Origin of the sequence: Mycobacterium sp. Marseille-P9652 (assembly GCF_902652685.1) — a bacterium.
Taxonomy (GTDB): domain Bacteria; phylum Actinomycetota; class Actinomycetes; order Mycobacteriales; family Mycobacteriaceae; genus Mycobacterium.
On the sequence record NZ_CACRUY010000038.1, the window covers coordinates 45,232 to 51,862 of the forward strand.

Here is a 6,631-nt window from a genome sequence, read left to right on the forward strand (position 1 = left end):
CGGTGTCTCACCCTTGACAGGGCCGCGGCGGCCGCTGAAGGTCGTCGGCATGTCGGTGGTTCGCGGCACGGCCCTCTCCGGCTACTCCGACCTGGTCGCGGAGCTGGGCGGCGACCCGGTGGCGCTGCTGCGCGCGGCGGGCGTCCGAGAGCGGGACGTCGGGAACTACGACGCGTTCATCTCCTACCGGGCGACCGTGGCGGCGATCGAATCGGCGGCGCACGTCACGGGGACCCCGGACTTCGGGCGGCGGTTGGCGCAGCGGCAGGGCATCGAGATCCTGGGGCCGGTCGGGGTGGCGGCGCGCACCACCGCGACGGTGGCCGATGCTTTGACGATCTTCACCACCTACATGGCGGCCTACAGTCCCGCGATCGTCATCCGGTTGACGCCGGTGGGCGACGGCGACCGGTCGATGTTCACGATCGAGTTCGTGATGGAACGGCTGCCACCGCACCCCCAGACGACGGAGCTGTCGCTGGGCGTCGCGCTGCGGGTTCTGCGCTTCCTCATTGGTTCGGAGTACTCGCCGTTGTCGGTGCATCTGCCCCACGACCCCCTTTCCCCCGAGGCCGACTACGTGAGGTACTTCGGCTGCAGACCCCACTTCGCCGAGCGGAACGCCGGCCTCACCGTCAGCACCGCCGACCTGGCCCGCCCCCTCAACCGTGACGACGTCGCGCACCGCGCGGTCGTCGACTACCTGAGCCGCATCACGCCGCACGGGGCGAGCTTCACCGAATCGGTGCAGAGCATCGTCCGGCAGCTGCTGCCCACGGGGGCCGCGACGCTCGAGGTCGTCGCCCACGAATTCCACCTGCATCCCAAGACGCTGCAGCGCCGGCTCGCCGGCGAGCACACCACCTTCGCCGCCGTCGTCGACCGGGTCCGCAAGGACATGGCTGAGCGCTACCTGCGCTCCACCGGCATCAGCCTGTCGCACCTGACCCGCGAACTCGGCTACGCCGAGCAGAGCGTGTTGACCCGTTCGTGCAAGCGATGGTTCGGGATGGGACCGGCGGCCTACCGCAACCGGGCGCGCGTGCCGGCGGTTCCGCTACCCGGTTAGCGCCGCCTGCCGCACGGCCTGGAAGCACAGGTTCTCGTCCTCGACGGGTCCCTCGCGCAAGGTGTGGTAGTCGGCCCGATAGTCCATGCACGTCCGCCACGGGTATTCGGCGCCCTGGCGCGGGAACTGGTCGATCGATCGCTTGACGTAGTTGGCGCCGATGTCGAGCAGCGGCATCGTCGGCATCCCCTCGGGCACGCGCGGGTAGCAGACGACATGGCCGTGGGCGTCCATGTGAGCGAGCAGCCGGCAGAAGTGCTCGCACACCAGGCCGACCCGCAGCGTCCAGGACGAGTTCGTGTACCCGAACATGTAGACGAAGTTGGGCACGTCGCTGAGCAGGAACCCCTTGAAGGCCACCTTCTCCGAGAGGTCGACCGGCGCACCGTCCACGGTGAGGCTGATGCCGCCGAACGCCAGGAGGTTCAGGCCGGTCGCGGTCACGACGATGTCGGCTTCCAGTTCGCGCCCCGACTGCAGCCTGACCCCCTTCTCGGTGAAGGTGTCGATGCGGTCGGTGACCACCGATGCCCGCCCGTCGCGGATCGCCTTGAACATGTCGGAATCCGGTACCGCACAGAGCCTTTGGTCCCAGGGGTTGTACGCGGGCCGGAAGTGCTCGTCGACCGGGTACCCCTTCGGCAGCTGCCTGGCGTTGAGGTGGCGGATCAGCCGGCGGGCGGCGCCGGGGTGCTGCTGGCAGAAGCGGTAGATGAGCCGCTGCCGGGCGATGTTCTTGCGCCGGGTCAGCGCGTAGGCGCGGTCGCGGCCGATCACTTTGGGCAGGGTGTTGGCCAGCCGGTCCTCAGACGGCACCGGAACGATGTAGGTCGGCGAGCGCTGCAGCATCGTGACGTGCCCGGCCGTCTCGGCCAGCGCGGGGACCAGGGTCACCGCGGTCGCGCCGCTGCCGATGATGAGCACCCGCTTGCCGCGGTAGTCGAGGTCTTCCGGCCACTGCTGGGGGTGCACGATCTGCCCGGTGAACCGTTCCCGGCCGGGGAACTCCGGGGTGAACCCCTCGTCATAGCGGTAGTAGCCGCCGGCGCAGAAGAACCAGCCGCATGTCATGTGGATGCGGTCGCCGGAGTCGACGCGCTCGATCTCCACCAGCCAGCGCCCGTCGCGACTGGACCACGCGGCGCTGATCACCTTGTGGTGCAGGCGGATCGCCTGCCTGATCCCGTGCTCGGCGACCGTCTCGCGAAGGTAGGCCATGATCGCATCCGCGCTGGCGATCGCCTTCTCGTTCTCCCACGCCTTGAACTCGTAGCTGAAGGTGTGCAGGTCGGAGTCCGACCGGATGCCCGGGTACCGGAACAGGTCCCAGGTCCCGCCGATCTCCCCGCGGCCCTCCAGGATCGCGAAGGTCTTACCCGGCTGCAGCGTTCGCAGGTAGCAGGCGGCGCCGATGCCCGAGATACCGGCGCCCATGATCAACACGTCGACATGTTCGATTGCGTTGGACGTCATCGCCGCTGTCCTCTTTCGAGAGCGCCCCCGGGTGTCGGGAACTCTTGTGGACAGCCTGCGTCAGCACCCCGCCCGCGGTCTTGACACCAGGGGACAACCTTTTGACATTTGCGCCCATCGGCGCGGGTCACCCGACGGCGCTGACCCCGGCCGTCGACATCGTGAAGCCGCGCCGGGACGTGATCGTGCACGTCACCCCACTGGGTTCGGACCGGCAGGCGAAGGGGCCGACGGCGGCGGTCTGCCCGTACGCCAGGGTCGGCGTGCCCTGCCCCGGGTTGCCCAGGCAGGTCTCTCCCGTGCAGGTCTTGAACGAGCCGTCCGTGGACAGCCGCGCGGTCTGCGGCGGCGAGTCGGTCTGGCAGTAGGTTTCGTCGGGTATGCCGCCGCGTCCGTAGTCCATCTCGCAGCTGATGTTGCGCGACGGCAGCAGGAATGCGCACCACGTCGACGTGCAGACCGGGTTGTCCGCGGCGGCGCGGGGCAGGCCCACACCGCTGCCGACGACCGCGAACGCCAGGGCTGCGACCAATGTCCGGTACACGACTCCCCCCTTTTCGTAGCTCAGGGGAAGTATTCACCCGATCCCGATCGGGGGTGGCGGCTTTCGCGATATCGCGCGCTCACAACAGGTCGGTGATGGTCTTGAGGCCGGTGTCGTACAGGACTCCGGGCAGCATGCCCCCGTCGTGTTCGATGGTGGTGCCGTTGACGAAGTCCGCCTCCCCGCCGGCGAGGAAGACGCAGACGCGTCCCACCTCCGCCGGCTCGCCCGCGCGGCGCATCGGCACGGCCGCGAAATACGTTGCGCCGGTTGGGTCGTCTTTCGGCAGCACGAACGACCGGAAGTTCTCGGTCATGGTCGGGCCGAGCGCGATGCAGTTGACCCGCACCTTCGGGCCCCACTCCTCGGCCAGGGATCGCGTGAGGTGGTTGAGACCGCTCTTGGCCGCGCCATAGGAAACCAGGGTCGGCGATCCCGCCGGATGTCCCGCGCCGCTGGAGATGTTGATGATGCAGCCCGTGCCGTCCTGCGTGCGCATCTGCCGGTATACGCGAATGGCGAACCACAGCGGGCTGATGAGGTTCATCTGCACGGCGTACGCGTGGAACAGCGCCGTACGCTCGTACTCGTCATCACTGGCGGGCGCGCCCTGAATGCGTTGCACGAGTTCGGGAATGCTCTCGACGTGCGGCGCCGGCACGGTACCTCCGGCGTTGTTCACCAGGATGTCGATGCGGCCGTGGGCGGCGACGACGTCGCTCACCATGGCGTCGATCGCCCGGTAATCGCCTTGGTCGCAGACCATTTGGTGGGCACGCGTGGCCCAGTCGGGTTCGTCTTCCGCTCCCGGGATGGCGCCGAGGGGCGAGCGCGAGCAGCCGATCACGGTCGCTCCCGCGCGCAGGAGTTCGTGGGCGATGCCGACGCCGACGCCGCGGCTGGTGCCGGTGACGATCGCGATCTTGCCGTCGAGGACGCCCATCGTCGCACCTTCCCCGCGTTGACAGTGACTGCCAGCCGGTCATACTGTGCCATCCAGTCGTCGGCGTGTAAAGGCGCCCGTGGTTGGAGGTCACCGATGAGCAGCCCACCCAAGCTTCGTGTCATCCAGTGGGCGACGGGAGGCGTGGGCCGGGCCGCCATCGAGTGCGTGCACAATCACCCCCAGCTCGAGCTGGTCGGGTGCTGGGTGCATTCCCCGGACAAGAACGGCCGCGACGTCGGCGAGATCGCCGGCATCGGGACGGTCGGAGTGACCGCGACGAGCGACATCGCCGAGGTGCTCGGGCTCGACGCCGATTGCGTGGTGTACAGCCCGCTGATACCGAAAGACGATGAGGTGGTGGCGATCCTGCGCTCCGGCAAGAACGTCGTCACCCCGGTCGGATGGGTGTATCCGGACCTGGACAATCCGTCGGTCAAGGCGATCGTCGACGCCGCCGAGGAGGGCGGGGTGACGCTGCACGGGTCGGGGATCCATCCCGGCGGCATCACCGAGCGATTCCCGCTCATGGTGTCGTCGCTGTCGTCGGCCGTGACGCACGTGCGGGCCGAGGAGTTCTCCGACATCCGCACCTACAACGCCCCGGACGTCGTGCGCCACATCATGGGGTTCGGCGGCACGCCCGAGGAAGCCATGGGCGGCCCGATGGCCGGCCTGCTGGAGTCCGGCTTCAAGATGTCGGTGCGAATGATCGCCGATCTCATGGGCTTTCGCATCGACCCGACGATCAGGACGACTCAGGAGATCGCGGTGGCGACCGCCGACATCGACTACGAGCCGTTTCCGATCACCGCCGGAGCCGTGGCCGCGCGGCGGTTCCGTTGGCAGGCCCTGGTCGACGGCGAGCCCGTCATCACGGCGGCGGTCAACTGGCTGATGGGTGAGGAAAACCTGGATCCCGCCTGGTCGTTCGGCGAGCGCGGTGAACGCTTCGAGGTGGAGATCACCGGCGAACCCACGGTCAGCCTCACGTTCAAGGGGCTGCAACCGGAGACGATCGCCGAAGGGCTGCAACGCAACCCGGGGGTGGTGGCCACCGCGAACCACTGCGTCAACGCCATCCCCGACGTGTGCGCCGCGGAGCCCGGCATCAAGACCTATCTCGACCTGCCCCTGTTCGCGGGCCGCGCGGCCCCGCGCCTGGCGGTCGGATGACCTACTCCCACCCCGACTCGATGCGCGGCCACGCCGCGATCGTCACCGGTGCCGCGCAGGGGGTCGGTAAAGGCATCGCGGCGGCGCTGCTCGAACGCGGCGCTTCGGTGCTGCTGGTCGACATCCAGGAGGACAAGCTGGCGGCGACGGCCGCGGAACTCCGGTCGTCCGGGCCCGTCGAGACGATCGTGGCCGATCTGCGTGACCCGGGCAATGCGCAGCGCATCGTGGCGGCCGCCGTCGACGCATTCGGCACCGTCAACGGCCTGGTGAACAACGCGATAGCCACCAACGAGCCGAAGCGGTTCGTCGACATCACCGACGACGACCTGGCCCTGGGCTACGAGGTCGGCCCGCGTGCGACGTTCGTGCTCATGCAGGCGGTGCATCCGGTGATGGTGGCGGCGGGCGGCGGATCGATCGTCAACCTCGGCTCGGGGACGGGCACGGGCGGCGAACCGCGATGGGGCGGTTACGCCGCCGCTAAGGAAGCCATCCGGGGCCTCTCCAAGGTCGCCGCCCTGGAGTGGGGCCGCGACAACATCCGCGTCAACGTCATCTGCCCGTTCGCCGAGTCCGACGGCGTGAAGCTGTGGAAGCAATTCGCGCCGGACGACTACACCAAGGCGGTCAGGCGTATTCCGATGAAACGCATCGGCGACGTCCGCACCGATGTGGGTGCGCTGACGGCGTTTCTGCTCGGCGGGGACGCGACGTTCATCACCGGGCAGACCATCCACGTCGACGGCGGGATCGGCTGCTTCCGGTGATCGCCGGCGAGGGATCCTTGCGCGAGCGGCAGCGCGCGCAGGTCCGCGCCGAGATCAGGCGCGCCGCATTCCGCCTGTTCGTCGATCGCGGGTACGACGCGGTGACCACCGAGGAGATCGCTTCTGCCGCAGGGGTTTCCCCTCGTACCCTGTTCCGCTACGTCCCGGCCAAGGAAGACCTCCTGCTCGCGCCCGTGCGGCATGGGGGCGCTGCGATCCTGAGCCTGCTCGAACGCCGGCCGCCCGGTGAGTCGCCCGACGCGGCGCTGGTCAACGCGATCGTCGCGCGGGTGCGGTCGTTCGACCAGGCCGACTGCGAGGAGTGGCGCGAGGCCTTGCTCGCCTCCCCCGGCCTGCTGGGCCGGGTCACCATTCACACGCCCGTTGACCGGGAACGGGCGACGCAGCTGATCGCCGAGCGCATGGGCGTCGACGCCGACCGGGACATCCGCCCCGGGCTGCTCGTCCAACTAGCGTTCGCCGCAGCGGATTTCGCGTTCCAACGCTGGGTGCGGCAACCGTCGGACCCGCGCCCGCTCGACGTCTGCGTGTCGGAGGCCCTGGCGGCGGTCAGGAGCCGCCACTGGCGGATAGGTGGCGGGGCTTAGCCGCCCCCGCCGCCCGCGCCACCGCCCCCGCCGCCCGCGCCACCGGCT

Annotated in this window: 7 protein-coding genes; 4 read left to right on the forward strand and 3 right to left on the reverse strand. The window is 69.3% G+C overall.

What is annotated here, in order from left to right:
• Nucleotides 1-49 precede the first annotated feature (49 nt).
• Nucleotides 50-1,069, forward strand: coding sequence for an AraC family transcriptional regulator (locus GPY60_RS18710; RefSeq protein ID WP_156689184.1), 1,020 nt, complete (start codon nucleotides 50-52; stop codon nucleotides 1,067-1,069).
• Here the strand turns inward: GPY60_RS18710 and GPY60_RS18715 are convergent.
• The 3 genes from GPY60_RS18715 to GPY60_RS18725 all read right to left on the reverse strand — a co-directional run bounded on the left by GPY60_RS18715 (nucleotide 1,058) and on the right by GPY60_RS18725 (nucleotide 4,029).
• Nucleotides 1,058-2,542 carry a flavin-containing monooxygenase gene (locus GPY60_RS18715; RefSeq protein WP_156689185.1) on the reverse strand — a complete coding sequence of 495 codons (1,485 nt, stop codon included), beginning with the start codon at nucleotides 2,540-2,542 and terminating at the stop codon, nucleotides 1,058-1,060. The genes GPY60_RS18710 and GPY60_RS18715 overlap by 12 nt on opposite strands.
• A 127-nt stretch (nucleotides 2,543-2,669) precedes the next feature.
• The gene (locus GPY60_RS18720; RefSeq protein WP_156689186.1) at nucleotides 2,670-3,086 is read right to left on the reverse strand and encodes a hypothetical protein; all 417 of its coding nucleotides are present in this window, start codon (nucleotides 3,084-3,086) and stop codon (nucleotides 2,670-2,672) included.
• A gap of 79 nt (nucleotides 3,087-3,165) precedes the next feature.
• Nucleotides 3,166-4,029, reverse strand: coding sequence for an SDR family NAD(P)-dependent oxidoreductase (locus GPY60_RS18725; RefSeq protein WP_156689187.1), 864 nt, complete (start codon nucleotides 4,027-4,029; stop codon nucleotides 3,166-3,168).
• Between the two features lie 96 nt (nucleotides 4,030-4,125).
• On the opposite strand from GPY60_RS18725, the gene GPY60_RS18730 reads away from it, so the two are divergent.
• The 3 genes from GPY60_RS18730 to GPY60_RS18740 are packed head-to-tail and all read left to right on the forward strand — an operon-like array spanning nucleotide 4,126 to nucleotide 6,583.
• On the forward strand, nucleotides 4,126-5,205 hold the full coding sequence (locus GPY60_RS18730) for an NAD(P)H-dependent amine dehydrogenase family protein (RefSeq protein WP_156689188.1): 1,080 nt from the start codon (nucleotides 4,126-4,128) through the stop codon (nucleotides 5,203-5,205).
• On the forward strand, nucleotides 5,202-5,975 hold the full coding sequence (locus GPY60_RS18735) for an SDR family NAD(P)-dependent oxidoreductase (RefSeq protein ID WP_156689189.1): 774 nt from the start codon (nucleotides 5,202-5,204) through the stop codon (nucleotides 5,973-5,975). The genes GPY60_RS18730 and GPY60_RS18735 overlap by 4 nt, the downstream gene beginning before the upstream one ends.
• Nucleotides 5,975-6,583 (forward strand): TetR/AcrR family transcriptional regulator, encoded by a 609-nt coding sequence (locus GPY60_RS18740; RefSeq protein ID WP_156689194.1) that lies wholly within the window; start codon nucleotides 5,975-5,977, stop codon nucleotides 6,581-6,583. Before GPY60_RS18735 ends, GPY60_RS18740 begins: the two co-directional genes overlap by 1 nt.
• Nucleotides 6,584-6,631 lie beyond the last annotated feature (48 nt).

Bases quoted from the DNA above. Each gene is read 5' to 3' on its own strand.
- GPY60_RS18710 (WP_156689184.1), top strand. From the start codon at position 50: ATGTCGGTGGTTCGCGGCACGGCCCTCTCCGGCTACTCCGACCTGGTC.
- GPY60_RS18715 (WP_156689185.1), bottom strand. From the start codon at position 2,542: ATGACGTCCAACGCAATCGAACATGTCGACGTGTTGATCATGGGCGCC.
- GPY60_RS18725 (WP_156689187.1), bottom strand. From the start codon at position 4,029: ATGGGCGTCCTCGACGGCAAGATCGCGATCGTCACCGGCACCAGCCGC.
- GPY60_RS18730 (WP_156689188.1), top strand. From the start codon at position 4,126: ATGAGCAGCCCACCCAAGCTTCGTGTCATCCAGTGGGCGACGGGAGGC.
- GPY60_RS18735 (WP_156689189.1), top strand. From the start codon at position 5,202: ATGACCTACTCCCACCCCGACTCGATGCGCGGCCACGCCGCGATCGTC.